This is a genomic window from Rhodococcus sp. BP-261, from assembly GCF_019835205.1.
Taxonomy (GTDB): domain Bacteria; phylum Actinomycetota; class Actinomycetes; order Mycobacteriales; family Mycobacteriaceae; genus Rhodococcoides; species Rhodococcoides kyotonensis_B.
The window spans coordinates 43,798-59,836 of sequence record NZ_JABUCO010000026.1 but is presented as its reverse complement, the minus strand read 5'-3'; the positions used below and the strand labels follow the sequence as shown (position 1 = coordinate 59,836).

The following is a 16,039-nucleotide window of genomic DNA, read 5'->3' as shown; positions in this document are numbered from 1 at the left end:
CCAGAACGGCTCGCCGAGGTCGAGGACCTACTCAACAACCGTCCCCGTAGGACCCTCGGATGGGATACTCCTCTGAAGGCATACGACAAGACGCTCGTTGCGATGACCGCTTGAGACCGCCTACATTTCTGCTCACGTGGAGTTTGGTACCCTCGTACCAGTCTCGACGACTAGCGGACGAGCGCACCGTACCCGGCCTGCGACAAGACGGTGCATGGGAGTGTTCTGTCATGGCTTGGATCGTTCTCGTCATCTCCGGTGTCCTCGAAGCAGTCTGGGCGACTGCCCTCGGCAAATCCGAAGGGTTCTCGCGCCTGAGCCCCACTGTCGTCTTCGGTGTCGCGCTCGTCGCCAGCATGGCCGGACTCGCCTACGCGATGCGGACGCTGCCGACCGGAACCGCGTACGCCGTCTGGGTCGGAATCGGCGCCGCTCTGACCGTCGCGTACGCCATGGCCACGGGCGACGAACCGGCGTCGTGGATCAAGATCGCCCTGCTGATGGGCATCGTCGGATGCGTCGTCGGGCTGAAACTGCTGCACTGATGTCTCCAGCAGTTACAGTAAAACGATGAACTGGGTGTCAGCGATCACACTGCCTGTGCGCGCCGGGATCGCCGTCGCCGAGACAGCACTGTCGGCCACCGAACTCGCATTGTCGACGACGCGTATGGCCCTCGAATCCGGTACTGCCACGCCGAAAGGCGCGGGCGGAACGCTGCAGCTGCTGTCCCAGCTCGGGCAGCTGACGTCCGACGACCGGGCACTCGGAAACGCGCTGCGGGCAGGCGGCCCGCTCGACCGGCTGCTCGCACCGGGAGGCGTCGTCGATCGGCTGACGTCCGACGAAGGCACACTCGATCGCCTGCTCGCGGAGGGCGGACCGGTCGACCGCGTCACGGCGACGGGAGGTCCACTGGACCGGTTGTTCGCCGAGGACGGACCCATCGAACGACTGCTCGCCGAAGGTGGCCTGCTCGATCGCATCACCGCGGTCGACGGGCCGCTCGAGCGATTGACCGCGAACGACGGTCCGCTCGAACTCCTCACGCGCGAGGACGGCATCCTCGAGCGCGCCATCCAGGAGGGCGGCCTGCTCGAACAGCTGCTCGCCGAGGGCGGGGCCATCGAACGGCTCACCGCACAGGGTGGGCCGTTGGATCAGCTGGTGACGCTGTCGCAGACACTGTCGTCGCTTGCCCCGAATCTCGAACGCATGAGCGTCAGCATCGACATCCTGCAGGACACGGTGGAAGTGCTTGCGGCAGCGGTCAATCCGCTGGGAGAGCTCGTCGGCCGTCTACCGAATCGATGGCTCAAGGGCGGAAAACAGACGGTGCACGAGCTTCACTGACGAAGACTGCGCGCGATGACGAGACGCTGAATCTGGTTGGTGCCTTCGAAGATCTGCGTGATCTTCGCGTCGCGCATGTACCGCTCGACGCGGAAGTCGCGCGTGTAGCCGTAACCGCCGAACACCTGAACGGCATCGGTGGTCACCTTCATCGCCGCATCCGTGGCGACCAGCTTCGCGACGGATGCACCCCGGGAGTAGTCGAGTCCGGCGTCGCGTCGTCGAGCGGCGTCGATGTAGGTGGCACGCGCGGACGCCACCGCGGCTGCCATGTCGGCGAGCAGGAACCCGAGACCCTGGTGGTCGACGATCTTCTTGCCGAACGTCGTGCGCTCGTTGGCATAGGCAACGGCGTCGTCGAGCGCGGCCTGCGCGATACCGACGGCCACCGCCGCGATACCGAGACGACCGGAATCGAGTGCACTGAACGCGATCTGAAGACCCTGGCCTTCTGTTCCGAGCCTGCGCTCCGACGACACGAACGCGTTGTCGTAGTGGGCCGACGTCGTCGGAACGGCGTGCAATCCCATCTTCTCCTCGGGCTTGCCGAACGACAGTCCTTCCTGATCCTTCGGAATCAGGAAGCACGAGACACCCTTCGAACCCTCACCGGTACGGGCGAAGAGGTTGTAGAAGTCGGCGATGCCGCCGTGCGTGATCCACGCCTTCGACCCGTTGACGACGTAGCCGTCGTCCTTGGGCGTTGCCTTGCAGGCCAGCGCTGCCGCGTCGGAGCCGGCCTGCGGCTCGGACAGGCTGTAGGCGCCGATGAGGCTGCCGCCGAGCATGTCCGGCAGCCACCGCTGCTTCTGTTCCTCGGTGCCGAAGGCGAGCAGCGGCGAACATGCCAGGCTGTGCACGCTCACCGCAACCGCGACGGCAGCCCACCGCGCGGCAAGTTCTTCCAGAACCTGCAGGTAGACCTCGTAGGACTGAGCACCACCACCCCACTCTTCGGGGAACGGCAGGCTCAGCAGACCCGCCTCGCCGAGCGTGCCGAACACGTTGTCCGGGTAGGTCTCGTTCTTCTCGTGCTCGTCGACGATCGGATCCAGCACCTTGTCCGCGACGTCGCGGGTGAGCTGAATCAGGTCACGAGCTTCGTCGGTGGGAAGCAGACGATCGACGGGCACTTGGAACTCCTCACAGTACTGACGGACTCTCTCCAGTACTATTACACGAATGACCGCAGCTCACGCCACCGCTCGCCGAGCCCAACTCTTCGACCAGCTGGTGGAGCTGCTCCTGGCCGAGGGTTTCGCGCACCTCACGCTCGACGACATCGCGTCCCGCCTCCACTGCAGCAAGTCGACGCTCTACACCCTCGCCGGCAGCAAGGAACAGCTGGTGCGGGCGGCCACGGTCCACTTCTTCCGCGGCGCGACGGACCAGGTCGAGGCGGCCATCGCCGGCATCGAGGGCTTCGCCGACCGCCTCACCGCATACCTGTCGGCGGTCGGCGTCGCGCTGCAACCGGCGTCGGACCGGTTCATGGACGATCTCGCCGCGTTCGCACCCGCACGCGAGATCTACGAGCAGAACACGGCGTTCGCCGCCACACGCGTCCAAGAACTGATCGACGACGGCGCATCGACGGGTGAAGTCCGCAGTCTCCATGCGGCGTTCGTCGCCGATGTCGCCGCGTCGACCATGGCCCGAATTCAGAGCCGGGAGGTCGCGCAGCGCACCGGACTCGACGACTCGCAGGCCTACGCGGAACTCGCCGCGCTGCTGACGACGGGTCTCACGGACGCCGGTTCCTGACGGCCGATCCCCACTCCCGCGGCCCGCGCGACAGCCTTCAGCGTGGCCGTGAGCACCGACCGGTCGAGGCCTGCACTCCACCCGGTTCCGTCTGCCGTTCGGAATTCGACCACGGTCAACGCGTCGCTGTCGTTCCCGGAACGAACACTGCCCTGATGCAGATCGAGCATGTCGACCGGACGGTTCAGCGCGGCGAGTGCCGCGGCGACAGCCTCGACCGGACCTACCTCGTCGTGCGTGCTGACGTGGTCGACGCCGCCGACCCGCACGGTGACCGTCGTACGTGAGTTCCCGTCGACCTCGTAGCCCTGCAGAGTGACGTCGCCGTCGTCGAGATAGGCGTCCGAGAACATGCTCCACAACTCGGCCGGTGACACTTCGGTGCCTGCGTCGTCGGTGCGACGCTGGACGTGTCGGGCGAAATCGATCTGCAGGCGCCGCGGCAATTCGATGCCGTACTCGGTCTCGAGCAGGTACGCGATTCCGCCTTTGCCCGACTGCGAGTTGACGCGGATGACCGCGTCGTAGGAACGTCCGATGTCGGCCGGGTCGATCGGCAGATACGGCACTCGCCACTCGATCTCGCGCTCGTCGCGGCCCTCGGCGACAGCACGCGCCCGATGCTCCGCGAAGCCCTTCTTGATCGCGTCCTGGTGCGTCCCACTGAAGGCCGTGTGCACGAGATCCCCCACATAGGGATGTCGGGAGTGCACCTCGATCTGGTTGCAGTACTCCACGGTGCGGCGGATCTCGTCGATGTCCGAGAAGTCGATCATCGGATCGACGCCCTGCGCATGGCGATTCAGCGCCAGGGTCGCGAGGTCGACGTTTCCGGTGCGCTCGCCGTTACCGAAGATGCAGCCCTCGACACGTTGCGCACCTGCGAGCACGGCCAGTTCGGCGCATGCGATACCTGTTCCACGATCGTTGTGCGGATGTACCGACAGCACGACGGAGTCGCGTCGAGCCAGGTTCTTGTGCATGTACTCGATCTGGTCCGCATACACGTTCGGTGTCGCAACCTCCACCGTCGCAGGCAGATTCAGGATCACCGGCCGATCCGGTGTCGCGTCCCACGCGGTGGTGACGGCGTCGCACACGTCGAGCACGAAGTCGGGCTCGGTCAGGTTGAAGACCTCGGGCGAGAACTCGAAGCGCACGTTCGGCATCGAGCCGGCGAAGTGCAGAACGTCCTGTGCCCCAGCCAGAATCATTCGCTTCAGATCTTCTGCGGTCCGCCCCAGGACGACATCGCGCCACGTCGGTGCCGTCGCGGTGTACATGTGGACGACGACCGGATTCCGAATGCCCCGCACGGACTCGACGGTCCGTTCGATCAGGTCACGTCGCGCCGGGGTGAACACCACGACCGTGACGTCCTCGGGCGCGATGTCGGTCGAGGCGAGCAGCCGAACGAAATCGAAGTCGGTCTGCGACGCGGACGGATAGCCGACCTCGATCTCCTTGTAGCCCATCGCGACCATCAACTCGAAGAATCGACGCTTGCGCGCCGGGTCCATCGGTTCGGGCAGAGCTTGATTGCCGTCGCGCAGGTCGACGGGCACCCACAGTGGCGCGTGCGTGATCCGTCGACGAGGCCAATCACGTTCGGACAATGGAACTTCGACGCGTGAGTAGACGTCACGGTAGCGGTGGGACGGCATCTGCGAACCGCGCTGACGATTCCAGGTGGGCGCTCCGGCCGGGACAGGGCCCGACGGGGTCGAGACAGAGGTGAACATGCTGACGGTTCCTTCGGTGAAGTGGGAGTAGAACCGGCGCACGTGACAACCCCGCGGAGGGGAGCCGGTTCGACTAGGCCCCGCCGCGGCGGCGAAGGAGAAGCATCCCGTGGATCGACATGACAGCACCGTAGCACAACTCCTCAGACAAGTAGACGAGTATGCTCGGTCCTCGTGCCCCACGTACGCCGGACGTCCCTCGCCGATCAAGCGGCCGATCTTCTCCTCACGCGCATCCAGGCGGGCGAATGGGAGGTCGGCGCAAAACTCCCGGGCGAGACCACCCTCGGTCCCCAACTCGGAGTCGGACGCTCCACGGTTCGCGAGGCCATCCGCCAGCTGGCCGGACGCGGAATACTCCGAACTCGGCAGGGCGCAGGCGTTTTCGTGGCTGCACTCGAACCGGAGGAGGGGTGGGACACCGTGCTGCGCCGAGCCGACATCGACGCGGTCGTCGAAGCGCGTCTCGCGATCGAGGTCGAGGCTGCCGGCTGGGCCGCGCAGCGACGAACACCAGCAGACATCCGCCGGATGCGGGCCGCTCTGCGGTCGCGGGATCGACATCGAACCGACCTGGAGGAGATGGTCGACACGGACATCGCCTTCCACCGCACGGTCGTCGCGGCGGCGCACAACGAAATCCTCACCGGGCTGTTCGACGGCTTCAGCCCGCGACTGCGCGACGCCATGATCGACATGCTCCGGATCCACGGACGGTTCGGCTCCGACGAGGACCACGACGTGCATCGACGCGTCCTGGACGCCATCGTCGACGCCGACGCGGCCGCAGCGCGCTCGCTCAGTCGTGCGCACCTCGAGTCGCTACACGGTCCGGTAGCCACGGCAGGGGTGCATAACGCTCCCTAACTCGGCGAAATCGACGGGATCCCGCACATCAGGTCGAGTTGGGGAGCGAAATACTCGGTACTACTTCCGCCGGTACAACCGCTCCGGGCGCCCGACGTTCCCGTAGTCGAGCGACACGTCCACCCGCCCGATCCCGACGAGGTATTCGAGGTATCGACGCGCACTCGATCGGGACATCCCCGAACGCTCCGACATCTCGCTCGCGGAGACAGCGCCATCGACGTCGCGCAGACGGTCCTCGACCAGCTCCAGCGTCACACGGCTGAGCCCTTTGGGGAGGTCGTTGCCTGTTCCGGTCAGCCCGAACGCCTTGTCCACCTCGGCTTGCTCGGCTTCCTGCGACGCACTCAAGCGCTGCCGCGTCGTGCGGTACTGCTCCAAACGGTCCTGCAGCGCAGCGAACTTGAACGGTTTGATGAGGTAGTGCACGACGCCGCTACGCAGGGCACGCTGCACGGACGCGACCTCGCGCTCACTGGTGATGACGAGAACGTCGACGTCGGGCACCGACTCGCGGAACCGCGCGATCAAGTCCAGTCCACTCGCTCCGGGCAGATGCACGTCGAGCAGCACCAGATCCGGTCGGAGGACCGACACGGCTTCGACGGCCGACTCCGGCGTGTGCGCGACCCCGCACACCATGAAATCGTCCACCTTGGAGACGAATCCGGAGTGCACCTTCGCAACCATGAAGTCGTCGTCGACGACCAGAACTCGTATCACTGCTGCTCCTCGATCACTGCCGTGAACACCGTCCATCCGCCGTCCGATCCGACGGACACGTCACCGCCGCGTCGGCGACAGACGAGCCGCACCAACGCCAGTCCGAAACCGTGCCCGGTACTCGCCGAACCCCGTGTGCTCCACCCTTGTTCGAAGATGCGTTCGGGATCCGGCACACCGGGTCCGTCGTCACGCACTTCGATCTCGATGCCGTCACCCTCTCGCAATGCGATCCGTACCCGACCCGACGACGCCGCGACGGCATTGTCGACGAGATTGCCGAGCACCGTACAGAGATCGCGCGAGAGTGCACCGCCGTGACTGCCGAGCCTCGACCCGTCGTCGATCTCGACCGACACCGAACGATGCGCCGCTGCACCGATCTTCGCGATCAACAGCGCGGCGACACCGACGTCGGACACCGAATCCGTCACCACCGACGTCGCGCCCTCGCGGCGGGCGGTGAGTCCGTCGACGTAGTTCACCACTTCGTCGTACTCCTGCAACTGCACGAGACCGGAAATGGTGTGCAACTGATTGTCGAACTCGTGAATGTGTTCCCGGAGCGCCGTGGAGCTGGTTTTGGTGACGCCCAACTCCTCTTCGACGTCGGTCAGTTCGGTGCGGTCGCGGAACGTGGTGACGGTTCCGACCGCCCTCCCCTTGGACACGATCGGGACCGTGTTCAACACGAGCACGCGATCACCGACGACCACTATCTCGTCGTCCGATGCGGTACCGAGCAGCACGTCACGCAACCGGTCGGTCAATCCGAGTTCGTCGACGGTTCTGCCTTTGCTCCCGTGCTCGATGTGCAGCAACTCGTGAGCGCTTTCGCTCATCAGCAGGACGCGTCCGTTCGGGTCGAGGGCGACGACGCCTTCCTTCAACCCGCGCAGCATCGCCTCGCGCTGCCCGACGAGATCGAGGATCTCACTGGCCTCCATGCCGAGGGTCTGCCGTTTGACCCGTCGCGCGAGGAGTACCGACCCCACGCCGCCGAGCACCGACGCCACTGCCAGATAGACGATGAGGTTCGGCGCGGCCTGAAGAAAACGGTCGAGCGCCGACGGGTATCGATCTCCGACGACGGCGGTTCCGATGAACACACCCTCGTCGTCGAGCACGGGCACGTTGGCCTCGACGGCCTTGCCGAAGGTCGTCTCGGTGAGGCCGACCGTCGATCCACCGGCGGCCGAGCGGGTCATCGACCCGACCTGTTCGGGCACGGTGGACAGGATCACGGCACCGTCGCCGTCGGCCAGCTGCGCGTAGTCGAGCCCCGACACCGCACGCACCGATTCGACCGCACTCTGCAACCCGGTCCTGATACGAGGCTGCGCCGACGGCAACAGCTGCCGTACGACGGGGTTCGCGGCGAGCGTTTCCGCTGCGGACTGCGCTCGGCGGCCCGCGTCCCGTTGGAACGTCGCCGACGACTGTGCAAGCGACAGCCCGCCGATCGCCACGAGAACGACGACGACGATCAGCAGCTGCAACCTCAGCAGCTGGGCCGCCAACGTAGTTCTGCGCACGAAAAGACACTACGTCCCACCTTCGTGCGCGAAGAACAAATGATCGTGCGCACAATGGACACAATTGAAACTGTGACCGCAAGGGTGACCCCAGTCACAAAGTGAGGTGTACTTCCTCGGTGCCCACGACGAGACTTCGAACTGCGACCAGCGCCCTGTGCGTCTCGGTCGCCGTTCTCGTGGGCGGTGCCGCAACCGGTTGTGCAACGGAGCCGGCCGTCTTCGCCGGCCCCAACGGCAACGAGCGAGTACGGTTCGTGGTTCCGTCGGACGCGGGTGGTGGCTACGACCTCACCGCCCGCAACCTGACGCAAACACTGAGCAACGACGACACCGACTACGACGTCGTCGTGCTCCCCGGTTCCGGTGGGGTCGTCGGACTGGGCAGGCTCGATCTCGAAGTCGGCAACCCCGACCTTGCGATGGTGATGGGCCTCGGACTCATCGGCGCCCTGGAAACGACGCCGTCTGCTCATTCGATCTCCGAGACCACGCCGCTCGCACGGCTGCTCGAAGAGCCCGAAGCCGTTCTCGTACCGGCCAACTCGCCACTTCGGACGATGTCCGATCTCGTCGACGCCTGGCGCGCCGACCCGTCGGGCCTCACCTTCGGCGGTGGATCTGCGGAGGGCGGACCGGACGGCGTGTTCCGCATCCTGTTGGCGCGGGCGATCGGCGTCGACCCGTCGGCATCGTCGTATCGCCAGTACGAGGGCGGCGGACAATTGCTTCCCGCACTGCTCACCGGGGACGTCGACGTGGCCACCACCGGTGTCAGCGAGTACCTGGACCAACTGGCGGCAGGCACCGTACGTGCACTGGCCGTCAGCACCGACGCGCGAATACCCGTCGTCGACGCACCCACTGCCCGCGAGGCAGGCGTCGACGTCGTGTTCGCGAACTGGCGCGGGCTTCTCGCGCCACCGGGCTTGTCACCGGACCAGATCGCGGTGTGGACCGACCGAATCCACACTCTGGACGACTCCCCCGCCTGGCACGACGTGCTGACCCGAAACGGTTGGCGCAGCTCAGTTCTCACCGGTGACGCCTTCTCCGAGTTCCTCGGCGAGCAAGCGTCGTTCGTATCCGAGACCTTGTCGGTCTCGTCGCACAGCTGAATCACTGCTTCAGTTTCGTAAAGGAGTACACCCATGCTCGTGATACTGGGCTTCCTCATGGTCGCCGTCTTCATGTATCTGATTCTCACCAAGCGTGCGACGCCTGTCGTCGCGCTGACGCTGGTCCCGGTTGCGTTCGGCCTCATGGCCGGTGCAGGACTGGGGATCGGCGACATGATCACCGACGGCATCAAATCGCTTGCGCCGACGGCCGCGTTGCTGTTCTTCGCGATCATCTTCTTCGGAATCATGATCGACGTCGGACTGTTCGATCCGCTGGTGAAGGGGATCCTGCGCCTCGTGCGCAACGACCCGATGAAACTCGTCGTCGGCACCGCCGTGCTCGCGATGGTCGTCTCGCTCGACGGCGACGGCTCGACGACGTTCATCATCGTCACCTCTGCGTTGTTGCCGCTGTACCTGAAACTCGGTGTGAGCCCGGTGATTCTGACGGTCGTGGCCGGCCTGTCGAACGCGACGATGAACATCATTCCGTGGGGTGGCCCGACGGTGCGTGCCGCGTCGGCGCTCGGTATCTCGCCGTCCGACGTGTTCGTTCCGATGGTGCCGTCGTTGATCGCGGGCCTGATCATCGTGCTTCTGTTCTCGATTCACCTGGGCATCATGGAGCGTCGTCGCCTCGGAAAGCTCGTCTACGAACCGGAATTGGTGCATGCTGCAGCATCCGGTGGTACCGGTCGAACCGGCGGAACCGGCAAGCACGACGGCCCCACGCCTCCGGCCACCGGCGGCAGCGGTGAGTCCGGCAGCTTCATGGACGGCGGACTCGACCCCGAGCGCGACACGCTGCGTCCGAAGCTGTTGTGGTTCAACGCAGCTCTGACGGTCGTCCTTCTCGTCGTCCTCGTCATGGACATCCTGCCGATTCCGGTTCTGTTCATGATCGCCGCATCGATCGCCCTGACGGTCAACTTCCCGCGGGTCAAGGATCAGGGCGAAGCCATTGCGCGGCACTCGTCGTCGATCGTGTCCGTCGTCGCGATGGTCCTCGCCGCCGCCGTTCTCACCGGTGTCTTCCAGGGAACCGGCATGGTCGAGGCGATGGCCTCGTGGCTGATGAACGTCATTCCCGATGCCCTCGGCCCGTTCCTGGCCGTCATCACCGGTGTACTGAGCATGCCGCTGACGTTCTTCATGACCAACGACGCGTTCTACTTCGGCGTCCTGCCCGTATTGACCGAAACCGCAGCACAATACGGCATCGAGCCCGTCGAGATGGCGCGTGCGTCGATCACCGGTCAGGCCGTTCACATGCAGAGCCCGCTGGTGCCCGCGATTCTGCTGCTCGTCACGTTGGCAGGCGTCTCGCTCGCCGATCACCACAAGAAGGTGCTGTGGCGTGCGGCGGTCGTGTCGCTGACCATGCTCGTCGTCGGCGTCGCCCTCGGCCAGATCCCGTTCGGCTGACCGTTTTCGCGACAAGGAGAACATCATGACCGTTGCAGTCGTACACAGCCAGACCGACGAAGGCAGGCAGGCTCTCGCCGCCGGGATCCGTGAGGCGCAGACCAGGAACACCGAACTGGTTGTGCTGCACGCACTGTCGGGGTCGCCCGAGCAGTCCGCACGTGATCGGGAGATCGCCGCGGTCGACGCCGCAGTCCGTGCCGTCGCCCCCGACGCCCGCGTCGAGGCAGCTCTGCCCGATCCCGATGCGACCAGCACCCTGCTGGCGCTCGTCGACAAGGTCGACGCGGAACTGGTGGTCATCGGCTCACGCCACCGCAGTGCAGTCGGGAAATTCCTGATGGGACAGCAAATACAGCGACTGCTTCTCGAAATTCCGGTCGAGATTCTCGTTGTCAAATCCAGGCAGTAGGCATGGACCTGATGCAACCGGCTTTTGTCACTGACGTAAGCTACTGATTCTCCAACGGTGAAGTCATCGCCGACAGTCGAAGTGCACACGATGCACTGGACCAGTGTGGTGATGGCATGGAAGACACGTCGCGAGTCGGTGATTCGCGTGCGTACTCGGATTCGACCCCGCTCGATGCCTTTCGCGATCTCCTGCGTTCGACCGTGCGCGTCGACACTCTTCTGCAGAGTGTCGTCGAGCAGGTCGTCGCGGTCGTGCCCGGCGCGGACATGGCGGGGGTGACGTTGCCCGGCGACCGAGCGGGCGAGATCGAGACGGCCGCGTGCACGGACGCGCGGGTGTACACCATCGACTCGGATCAGTTCCGTGCCCACGAAGGCCCGTGCGTCGACGCCGCGCACACCAGGTCGACGGTGCGAGCCCGCGAGACCGACATCGAGGGCCGGTGGCCGAGGTTCGCCGCCGATTCCGCCGACATCGGCGTCCGCAGTTACCTGTCGGCGCCGATCTCGGTGGATACGAACCGGACCGGCTCACTCAACGTGTACAGCTGGACCGATCACGGCTTCAGCGACACGGACGAGCTCCTGGTGGGCGTCTTCGCAGCGGCCGTGGAAAGCACCGTGTGGAATTTCCGGCTCGCTCAGGCGGCCCAGGCCGAACTGGACGGGCTCCGAGAGGCGATGCGGTCGAGGGCCGTGATCGAACAGGCCAAGGGAATCGTGATGGCGATCCGAGGCATCGGTCCCGACGACGCGTTCGACGTGCTGGCGATGCAATCGCAGAACGAGAACGTCAAACTGGCGGAGATCGCTCGTCGCGCTGTCGAATCGGTTGTCCGCGACTGATGACAGACGATCCCGAGGGCTGTGTTTTCAACCCACGGGATCTGGTGTTGGCGATCTCCGGATACCACCTGCACCTGTTGCTGGCCATGCCCACTCCCGGTGCGAGCGAAACTCGTCGCCCGCGTTTCGTTTCAGACGCCCCCGGGCATGCGTCGCAGGACTGTACGACGCGCGACGGCTTAGGGGGCTGACATGGCGACGGAACTACAGACCGACGCCACTACCGAACAGGTGTGGAGCGTCATTGCCGACGGCTGGAGTTACGGGACGTGGGTGGTCGGCGCGTCGCGTATTCGTGCCGTCGACGAGGCATGGCCGGCGAAGGGCAGCTGCATCCATCACTCGGTCGGGGTCTGGCCCCTGGTGCTCAGCGATCGGACACGATCCATCGGCGTCCACGAGGGTCGCGAACTGCGCCTCGAGGCCCGCGCGTTGCCGTTCGGTTCGGCGAGCATCACCTTGCGGCTGCACCCACTTGCATCCGGCTGCCGCATCGAGATGATCGAGCATGCATTGACCCCGCCCGCCAACCTCGTTCCGGACTCCGTGCAACATGCGCTGGTGCACCCCCGCAACAAGGAGGCGCTCCGGCGGCTCGCGTACCTCGCGGAAAGGTCCACGACGCCCGAATGAGCACCACCACAGCCGACGCCGTCGTCATCGGCGCAGGCCACAACGGTCTTGTCGCCGCAGCAGCGCTCGCCGACGCCGGATGGGACGTCGTCGTCCTCGAGGCCAACGCCCAGCCCGGCGGTGCCGTGCGCAGTGCGGAACTCGTACCCGGATACTCCAGCGACCTCTACAGCGCGTTCTACCCGCTCGGCGCGTCGTCACCGGCGATCAGGTCGCTGGAACTGGAACGCCACGGGTTGCGGTGGGTGCGCTCACCTGCGGTCTACGGTCATGCGCGTTCGGCCACGGACGAGAACGCGCCTGTCGTGCACAACGACGTCGCCGACACCGCAGCCGGTCTCGCCGAGCACGACCCCCGCGACGCCGACGCCTGGATCAGGCTGTTCGAGGACTTTCAACGCATCAAGAAACCGCTGCTCGACGCGTTCTTCGGCGCCCCGTTCCCACCGGTACGTGCCGGCGCTGCCCTGGCGAAGGCGCTGGGGCCCGCGGACATGCTGCGGTACATCCGCTTCATGGCCTTGCCCGCCCGGGTGATGGCACACGAGACGTTCCGCAGCGACGCTGCCCGCTGTCTACTGCTCGGCAACGCGATGCACGGCGACGCACCGGTCGACGCGCCGGTGAGCGGGGCGATGGGTTACCTGCTCACGATGCTCGCTCAGGACGTCGGATATCCGGTGCCGGAAGGCGGAGCCAGCGCGCTCATCGACGCCCTGGTGCGACGCGCAGGCAAAGCCCAGCTGCGGTGCGATACTCCCGTGACGCGCATCGGCGTCGAGAACGGCCGGGCCACCACCGTCCACACCGCCGCCGGTGACACCATCCGCGCGCGGAGAGCAATCATCGCTAACGTCTCGGCCCCGGCGCTGTACGAGACGTTGCTCCCGGCGGGCGTGCTGCCGAGGCGCGTGCACGACGACCTCGAGAAGTTCGAATGGGACACCCCGGTCGTCAAGATCAATTACGCGTTGGACCGGCCCATTCCGTGGCGATCGAAGAGTCTGTCGCTTGCCGGGACGGTACACCTCGGCGCCGACGACGACGGCCTGCTGCGTTGGATGACCGATCTGACGACGAACGTTCTGCCGAAGAAGCCGTTCATGCTGTTCGGACAGATGACCACCGCGGATCCGACGCGGTCGCCTGCGGGCACCGAGAGCGCGTGGGCCTACACGCATCTGCCGAGAGGCGTGACGGACAACGAGTCGGCCGACACGATCGCCGACCGCGCACACGAGGTCCTCGAAGAACACGCACCTGGTTTCGACGCCGCCGTCGTGGGCCGCGTCGTGCAGAGGCCGAACGACATGGCTGCAGCCGACGCGAACCTGTTCGGCGGGGCCGTCAACGGCGGAACGGCGCAAATCCAGCAGCAGTTGATCTTTCGCCCGATTCCGGGCTTGGGACGGCCTGAAACCCCGGTCGAGGGGTTGTTCCTCGGCAGTGCGTCCGCCCACCCCGGCGGGGGCGTGCACGGTGCAGCCGGAATGAATGCAGCCCGCGCGGCACTGGGCCAGCACGGGCTGTTGGGACCGATAAGGAAAAAGGTGACCAGCTCGTTGCTCGAGCTGGTCACCCGCCCACCTGGACCTGAAGTCAGGCCACGGCGTCTGCGACCGACGTGAACCTACGAACAGCAGGTACGACGTTCGCGGCCTCCAGTAATCTGTGCACTGGATGACCCTCGACGAGGCGCCACACCGTGCCCGCCTCGGCGGCGGCATCGTCCAGGGCCGCGAACACTCGCAACCCTGCGATACCGAAGAAGCCCACGTCGGACAGGTCGAGGATCAGGCGTACACCCGATGCAATTCGTCCGCACGCATAGTCGATCAGAATCGGCGCGCTGCGAATATCGATGTCACCGTGCACCGTGACCACCACCGATGCGTCGCCTGCCGGCTCCGCACTGAAGATGGCACCGGTCTCGGCGACCGCTACCGAACTGGACTTCGCTGCGTGTGTGTTGGTGCCTCCCCCGTCGTTCAACCCCTGTGGAGTAACAGTCATAGCCATCCCATCGTTGAGCGATTGGGAGGGAAACTGCCCCGCGAAGTAAGAAATCCGCTGAGTGGAAGAAACCGCTGACGGTTGGGATCCACCCGGGCGTCTCCCCCGACGGCTGTTATCTCAACCTCGATCAACCCTACGGCACTGAACCTCGTCCGTATAGTCGCGCCGGTTTCGTCCCAGCATGAGCGGGGCATTCGCCGTTCGAGGAGGGGACGTATCTACAGCTAGGAAGGCGGTGCCATGAAGGCAGTCACGTGGCAGGGAAAACGCAAGGTCAGCGTGGACACGGTGCCCGATCCGAAGATCGAGAAGCCGACCGACGCGATCATTCGCGTCACGACGACCAACATCTGCGGCTCCGATCTGCATCTGTACGAGGTGCTCGGCGCTTTCATGAATCAGGGAGACATCCTCGGGCACGAGCCCATGGGAATCGTCGAGGAAGTCGGCTCCGAGGTCACGAATCTGCAGGTCGGCGATCGCGTCGTCGTGCCGTTCCAGATCTCGTGCGGCAGCTGTTTCATGTGCAACGGCGGATTGTTCACTCAGTGCGAGACGACGCAGGTCCGCGAACAAGGCATGGGCGCTGCGATCTTCGGCTACTCGAAACTGTACGGCGCAGTTCCCGGAGGCCAGGCGCAGTATCTGCGCATCCCGCAAGCGCAGAACACACACATCAAAGTCCCTGTCGGACCGGATGATTCGCGGTTCGTCTACCTGTCGGACGTCCTCCCGACGGCATGGCAGTCGGTCGAGTACGCAGGCATCCCGGACGGCGGATCGGTGACGGTACTCGGTCTCGGCCCGATCGGCGACATGGCCGCGCGCATCGCAGCACACAAGGGATACCGCGTCATCGGCGTCGACCGAGTTCCGGAGCGCTTGCAGCGCTTGGCCGCTCGCGGTATCGAGGTGTTGAACTTCGACGAGCACCCCAAGGACCTGGGTGACGTCATCCGTGATCGAACCGACGGCCGCGGAACGGATTCCGTCATCGACGCCGTCGGAATGGAAGCGCACGGATCACCGGTTTCCAAACTGGCACACGACATCACGGGACTTCTTCCCGACGCGATCGCCGGTCCGTTCATGCAGAAGGCAGGCGTCGACAGGCTCAGCGCCTTCTACAGCGCGATCGACATCGTGCGGCGGGGCGGAACCATCTCGCTGATCGGCGTGTACGGCGGCATGGCCGACCCGATTCCGATGCTGACGTTGTTCGACAAGCAGATTCAGCTCCGCATGGGGCAGGCGAACGTGAAGAAGTGGGTCGACGACATCATGCCGCTTCTCACCGACGACGATCCGCTCGGCGTCGACAGTTTCGCGACGCACGTGCTTCCCCTCGACGAGGCACCGCACGCGTACGACATCTTCCAGAAGAAGCAGGACGGTGCAGTGAAGGTTCTCCTGAAGCCATGACGCGTATTCGAATGGTCAAGGGCGGGCCCCTCATGGTCGAGGGGCCCGTCGAGATCGAGATGCCGGACGGCGAAACCGTCGAGTCGGACCGAGTCACGGTGGCGCTGTGCATGTGTCACCGCAGCAAGAACTATCCGTTCTGCGACACCAGCCACCGCAAGCGACGCTGAGCCACCGC

17 protein-coding genes and 1 riboswitch are annotated in these 16,039 nt (G+C 65.4%); of the genes, 12 read left to right on the top strand and 5 right to left on the bottom strand.

Annotation, left to right across the window (positions count from 1 at the left end; genetic code table 11):
• Window positions 1-154 precede the first annotated feature (154 nt).
• A riboswitch (guanidine-III (ykkC-III) riboswitch) is annotated at window positions 155-217 on the top strand.
• A gap of 13 nt (window positions 218-230) precedes the next feature.
• Together HQ354_RS21810 and HQ354_RS21805 are read left to right on the top strand one after the other, a co-directional pair.
• Entirely contained in the window at window positions 231-545 is a 315-nt protein-coding gene (locus HQ354_RS21810; RefSeq protein WP_068425048.1) for a multidrug efflux SMR transporter, read from the top strand.
• Window positions 546-570: 25 nt separating this feature from the next.
• Window positions 571-1,353, top strand: a complete 783-nt coding sequence (locus HQ354_RS21805; RefSeq protein ID WP_068425050.1) for an ABC transporter — start codon at window positions 571-573, stop codon at window positions 1,351-1,353.
• Here the strand turns inward: HQ354_RS21805 and HQ354_RS21800 are convergent.
• Window positions 1,347-2,486 (bottom strand): acyl-CoA dehydrogenase family protein, encoded by a 1,140-nt coding sequence (locus HQ354_RS21800; RefSeq protein WP_068425053.1) that lies wholly within the window; start codon window positions 2,484-2,486, stop codon window positions 1,347-1,349. The genes HQ354_RS21805 and HQ354_RS21800 overlap by 7 nt on opposite strands.
• 49 nt (window positions 2,487-2,535) lie before the next feature.
• On the opposite strand from HQ354_RS21800, the gene HQ354_RS21795 reads away from it, so the two are divergent.
• Window positions 2,536-3,117, top strand: coding sequence for a TetR/AcrR family transcriptional regulator (locus tag HQ354_RS21795; RefSeq protein ID WP_068425056.1), 582 nt, complete (start codon window positions 2,536-2,538; stop codon window positions 3,115-3,117).
• Here HQ354_RS21795 and HQ354_RS21790 read toward each other — a convergent pair.
• A complete protein-coding gene (locus tag HQ354_RS21790; protein ID WP_261769000.1) occupies window positions 3,063-4,859 on the bottom strand; it encodes a 2-isopropylmalate synthase in 1,797 nt (598 codons plus the stop codon). The two genes, HQ354_RS21795 and HQ354_RS21790, sit on opposite strands and share 55 nt — an antisense overlap.
• A 174-nt stretch (window positions 4,860-5,033) precedes the next feature.
• On the opposite strand from HQ354_RS21790, the gene HQ354_RS21785 reads away from it, so the two are divergent.
• On the top strand, window positions 5,034-5,726 hold the full coding sequence (locus tag HQ354_RS21785; RefSeq protein WP_068425059.1) for a FadR/GntR family transcriptional regulator: 693 nt from the start codon (window positions 5,034-5,036) through the stop codon (window positions 5,724-5,726).
• Between the two features lie 60 nt (window positions 5,727-5,786).
• On the opposite strand, the gene HQ354_RS21780 is transcribed toward HQ354_RS21785, so the two are convergent.
• Entirely contained in the window at window positions 5,787-6,449 is a 663-nt protein-coding gene (locus HQ354_RS21780; protein ID WP_174551404.1) for a response regulator, read from the bottom strand.
• Window positions 6,446-7,984, bottom strand: a complete 1,539-nt coding sequence (locus tag HQ354_RS21775; RefSeq protein WP_222635547.1) for an ATP-binding protein — start codon at window positions 7,982-7,984, stop codon at window positions 6,446-6,448. The genes HQ354_RS21780 and HQ354_RS21775 overlap by 4 nt, the downstream gene beginning before the upstream one ends.
• Before the next feature lie 119 nt (window positions 7,985-8,103).
• Here HQ354_RS21775 and HQ354_RS21770 point away from each other — a divergent pair, with 119 nt between their 5' ends.
• From HQ354_RS21770 to HQ354_RS21745, 6 genes are all read left to right on the top strand, one after another.
• The gene (locus HQ354_RS21770; RefSeq protein ID WP_308115265.1) at window positions 8,104-9,102 is read left to right on the top strand and encodes a tripartite tricarboxylate transporter substrate-binding protein; all 999 of its coding nucleotides are present in this window, start codon (window positions 8,104-8,106) and stop codon (window positions 9,100-9,102) included.
• A 33-nt stretch (window positions 9,103-9,135) separates the two neighbouring features.
• Window positions 9,136-10,530 carry a CitMHS family transporter gene (locus tag HQ354_RS21765; protein WP_068425068.1) on the top strand — a complete coding sequence of 465 codons (1,395 nt, stop codon included), beginning with the start codon at window positions 9,136-9,138 and terminating at the stop codon, window positions 10,528-10,530.
• 25 nt (window positions 10,531-10,555) lie between these two features.
• Entirely contained in the window at window positions 10,556-10,942 is a 387-nt protein-coding gene (locus HQ354_RS21760; protein ID WP_167675570.1) for a universal stress protein, read from the top strand.
• Between the two features lie 116 nt (window positions 10,943-11,058).
• Window positions 11,059-11,790, top strand: a complete 732-nt coding sequence (locus HQ354_RS21755; protein WP_084423702.1) for a GAF and ANTAR domain-containing protein — start codon at window positions 11,059-11,061, stop codon at window positions 11,788-11,790.
• Between the two features lie 192 nt (window positions 11,791-11,982).
• On the top strand, window positions 11,983-12,423 hold the full coding sequence (locus HQ354_RS21750; RefSeq protein ID WP_068425077.1) for an SRPBCC family protein: 441 nt from the start codon (window positions 11,983-11,985) through the stop codon (window positions 12,421-12,423).
• Window positions 12,420-14,051, top strand: a complete 1,632-nt coding sequence (locus HQ354_RS21745) for an NAD(P)/FAD-dependent oxidoreductase (protein ID WP_068425079.1) — start codon at window positions 12,420-12,422, stop codon at window positions 14,049-14,051. The genes HQ354_RS21750 and HQ354_RS21745 overlap by 4 nt, the downstream gene beginning before the upstream one ends.
• On the opposite strand, the gene HQ354_RS21740 is transcribed toward HQ354_RS21745, so the two are convergent.
• Window positions 14,023-14,436 carry an STAS domain-containing protein gene (locus HQ354_RS21740; RefSeq protein ID WP_240930929.1) on the bottom strand — a complete coding sequence of 138 codons (414 nt, stop codon included), beginning with the start codon at window positions 14,434-14,436 and terminating at the stop codon, window positions 14,023-14,025. The two genes, HQ354_RS21745 and HQ354_RS21740, sit on opposite strands and share 29 nt — an antisense overlap.
• 243 nt (window positions 14,437-14,679) lie before the next feature.
• On the opposite strand from HQ354_RS21740, the gene HQ354_RS21735 reads away from it, so the two are divergent.
• Together HQ354_RS21735 and HQ354_RS21730 are read left to right on the top strand one after the other, a co-directional pair.
• The gene (locus HQ354_RS21735; RefSeq protein ID WP_068425085.1) at window positions 14,680-15,861 is read left to right on the top strand and encodes a zinc-dependent alcohol dehydrogenase; all 1,182 of its coding nucleotides are present in this window, start codon (window positions 14,680-14,682) and stop codon (window positions 15,859-15,861) included.
• Window positions 15,858-16,031 (top strand): CDGSH iron-sulfur domain-containing protein, encoded by a 174-nt coding sequence (locus tag HQ354_RS21730; RefSeq protein ID WP_068425088.1) that lies wholly within the window; start codon window positions 15,858-15,860, stop codon window positions 16,029-16,031. Before HQ354_RS21735 ends, HQ354_RS21730 begins: the two co-directional genes overlap by 4 nt.
• The last annotated feature ends 8 nt before the right edge of the window (window positions 16,032-16,039 follow it).

Excerpts from the sequence above, each read along its gene's own strand:
- HQ354_RS21765 (WP_068425068.1), top strand. The coding sequence starts at position 9,136 with ATGCTCGTGATACTGGGCTTCCTCATGGTCGCCGTCTTCATGTATCTG.
- HQ354_RS21735 (WP_068425085.1), top strand. The coding sequence starts at position 14,680 with ATGAAGGCAGTCACGTGGCAGGGAAAACGCAAGGTCAGCGTGGACACG.
- HQ354_RS21795 (WP_068425056.1), top strand. The coding sequence starts at position 2,536 with ATGACCGCAGCTCACGCCACCGCTCGCCGAGCCCAACTCTTCGACCAG.
- HQ354_RS21760 (WP_167675570.1), top strand. The coding sequence starts at position 10,556 with ATGACCGTTGCAGTCGTACACAGCCAGACCGACGAAGGCAGGCAGGCT.
- HQ354_RS21730 (WP_068425088.1), top strand. The coding sequence starts at position 15,858 with ATGACGCGTATTCGAATGGTCAAGGGCGGGCCCCTCATGGTCGAGGGG.
- HQ354_RS21745 (WP_068425079.1), top strand. The coding sequence starts at position 12,420 with ATGAGCACCACCACAGCCGACGCCGTCGTCATCGGCGCAGGCCACAAC.
- HQ354_RS21790 (WP_261769000.1), bottom strand. The coding sequence starts at position 4,859 with ATGTTCACCTCTGTCTCGACCCCGTCGGGCCCTGTCCCGGCCGGAGCG.
- HQ354_RS21805 (WP_068425050.1), top strand. The coding sequence starts at position 571 with ATGAACTGGGTGTCAGCGATCACACTGCCTGTGCGCGCCGGGATCGCC.
- HQ354_RS21810 (WP_068425048.1), top strand. The coding sequence starts at position 231 with ATGGCTTGGATCGTTCTCGTCATCTCCGGTGTCCTCGAAGCAGTCTGG.
- HQ354_RS21750 (WP_068425077.1), top strand. The coding sequence starts at position 11,983 with ATGGCGACGGAACTACAGACCGACGCCACTACCGAACAGGTGTGGAGC.
- HQ354_RS21740 (WP_240930929.1), bottom strand. The coding sequence starts at position 14,436 with ATGACTGTTACTCCACAGGGGTTGAACGACGGGGGAGGCACCAACACA.
- HQ354_RS21755 (WP_084423702.1), top strand. The coding sequence starts at position 11,059 with ATGGAAGACACGTCGCGAGTCGGTGATTCGCGTGCGTACTCGGATTCG.